This window comes from Kitasatospora sp. NPDC059747, assembly GCF_042732955.1.
Lineage (GTDB): Bacteria > Actinomycetota > Actinomycetes > Streptomycetales > Streptomycetaceae > Kitasatospora.
In genome coordinates this window covers 2,555-4,422 of the sequence record NZ_JBHWGV010000149.1, presented here as the reverse complement: position 1 = coordinate 4,422, position 1,868 = coordinate 2,555, and the positions used below count along the sequence as shown (strand labels likewise).

1 protein-coding gene is annotated in these 1,868 nt (G+C 74.8%); it reads right to left on the bottom strand.

The features are described 5' to 3' along the window. Positions 1 to 138 precede the first annotated feature (138 nt). Positions 139 to 1,590 carry an amidase gene (locus ACFV4G_RS38485; protein WP_380447368.1) on the bottom strand — a complete coding sequence of 484 codons (1,452 nt, stop codon included), beginning with the start codon at positions 1,588 to 1,590 and terminating at the stop codon, positions 139 to 141. Positions 1,591 to 1,868 lie beyond the last annotated feature (278 nt).

The window sequence follows — 1,868 nt, the reverse complement described above, 5'->3', positions numbered from 1 at the left end:
GAGTCACCGCGAGCGCGTGCGGCCCACACATACACACACCCACAGCCCCACCGCGCGGCGGCGGCGCCCCCCCCCCCCCCACCCCCCCGCGCCCCCCCCCCCCCCCCCGGGCCGCGCGCGTGGCCGCCGGAGCGTGCGCTACCTCGGTGCGGTGAAGCCGCCGATCCTCTCTTCCAGGAGCTCGGCCAGCTTCAGCGGGGTCCGGTCCTCGAACATCGGGCCGATGATCTGCACGCCCACCGGGAGGCCCTCGGGGGACCGCCCCGCGGGTATGGCGGTGGCGGGCAGACCGGGCATCGTGGCCATGCCGGCCCAGACCAGCTGGTCCAGGTACGGGTGTGCGACGCCGTCGATGTCGAGGCTGCGCGCCCTCAGGTCGGGGGTGTGGTCGTGCGGGAACGCCGGGGTCGGGGTGATCGGGCACACCACGGCGTCGTACTCGGCGAAGAACTGACGCCAGGCGTGGCGGTGGAGCTCGCGGTGGTTGTTCGCCACGATCCAGTCGCGGTGGGTGAACACCATGGCGCGCAGCCGCACCGCGTCGAGGCTCTGGTCGTCGGGGCTCAACGCGGCGGCGAGGGACTGCAGTTCCTCGTACGCCTCGACGGGGAAGTGTGCGGTGGCGCCCGAGATCAGGAGCTGGGTGTAGAGCCTGGCGGCCTCCGCCGGATCGGGCAGCAGCGGGCTGTGCCGGTCGACGCGGGCGCCGCCTTCGAGGAGCGCGGCGGCCACCCGGTCGATTCCCGCCCGCACGGCGGCGCCGGTCGGGATGTACGGGTGCTCGTCGAGGACCAGGACCCGGAAGTCGGCGAGCCGCTCGTGGCGCGCGGGCGGCAGCGCCAGGCCGTACGCCACACCGAAGGTCAGCGGATCCGGCCCGGCCATCACGTCGAGCAGGAGCGTCAGGTCGCGGGCCGTGCGCGCCATCGGGCCGACGACGGCGAGGTCCAGCTCGGCCGGCAGGACCGGCGCGGACGGCAGGGCCATGCCGCGGGCCGCGGCCAGCCCGAGCGTCGGCTTGTGGGCGTAGATGCCGCAGAAGTGCGCGGGGGTGCGCAGCGAGCCGGCGATGTCGGAGCCGATGGACAGCGCGCCGAACCCGGAGGCCAGGGCCGCCGCCGACCCGCCGGAGGAGCCGCCCGACGTACGGGTGTGGTCCCAGGGGTTGCCGGTGGTGCCGTAGATGCCGTTGAAGCTCTGGATGTCCTGCAGCCCGACGGGCACGTTGGTCTTGCCGAGCACGACCGCGCCCGCCGCCCGGAGCCGCGCGACCTGCACCGCGTCCTCGGCCGGCAGGTGGTCGCGGTGCTGCGGGAGGCCCCAGGTCGTGGGGAGCCCGGCGACGTCGTAGGACTCCTTGACCGTCACCGGGATGCCGAGCAGCGGCCGGTCCTCGCCCCGGGCGAGCGCCTCGTCGGCGCTGCGGGCGGCGGCGCGCGCCCGGTCGAAGTCCGGTACGCAGATCGCGTTGACCGCGCCGTCCTCCCGCTCGATGCGGGCGATCGCCGCGTCCGTCAGTTCCACCGAGGTCACGTCGCCGGAGCGCAGGGCGACCGCGAGGTTCCCGGCCGATTCGAAGTTCCAGTCCATGGACCGGACCGTACAGAGGGCCCGGAGGAGCCACGAAATCCCTTTTCTCGCAACGGGTTCGGGCAACCGCACCATCGTCACCGGTCGCCCTACCCGGACCAGGGTGGCCTGGGCCGCCCCGATGCCCAGGATCGTGATCGCGCGCAGCCGCGGGGGGGGGGGGGGCCCCCCCCCCCCGGGGGGGCCCCCCCCCCCCCCCCCCCCCGAACACAAAGACCCCGGGGGGGGCCCCCCCAACAAGAGACAAAGATATAAAAAGAGACCACACCCGCGCGCCC

Coding starts and splice junctions, on each gene's coding strand:
- ACFV4G_RS38485 (WP_380447368.1), bottom strand. CDS start 1,590: ATGGACTGGAACTTCGAATCGGCCGGGAACCTCGCGGTCGCCCTGCGC.